Below are 414 nucleotides of genomic sequence, written 5' to 3'. Positions count from 1 at the left end.
GCTGGCCCGGGCGCTGTCGGTCGATCCCAAGGTGCTGCTGCTCGACGAGCCGTTCGGCGCACTCGACGCCAATGTGCGCCATGACCTGCGCCGCTGGCTGCGCGAAATCCACCGCGAGCTCGGCATCACCACGATCTTCGTCACCCACGACCAGGAGGAGGCGCTGGATCTCGCCGATCGCGTCGTCATCCTGAAAGACGGCCACATCATTCAGCAGGGTACGGCGGAAGAAGTCTGCCGCAATCCGCAATCCGCCTTCGTGATGAAGTTCCTCGGCGATGCCAACGTGCTCGCCGCCGAAGTGCGCGACGGCAAGGCTTATGCCAGCGGCGCTGCGATCGACGTTTCCGGCATGGCGGACGGCAAGGCGGAACTCTACGCCCGCCCCGCCGATCTCGATTGGTCCGCGCAGGG

At 66.2% G+C, this 414-nt stretch carries 1 protein-coding gene; it reads left to right on the top strand.

Features of this window, described 5'->3' with window-relative positions; genetic code table 11:
* The coding region (locus MOV61_RS30250) for a sulfate/molybdate ABC transporter ATP-binding protein (RefSeq protein WP_408962449.1) at positions 1–414 on the top strand (414 nt) is incomplete at both ends.

The organism is Neorhizobium sp. BETTINA12A (assembly GCF_023006485.1).
Taxonomy (GTDB): Bacteria; Pseudomonadota; Alphaproteobacteria; order Rhizobiales; family Rhizobiaceae; genus Neorhizobium.
This window is presented reverse-complemented; position numbering and strand designations above follow the sequence as displayed.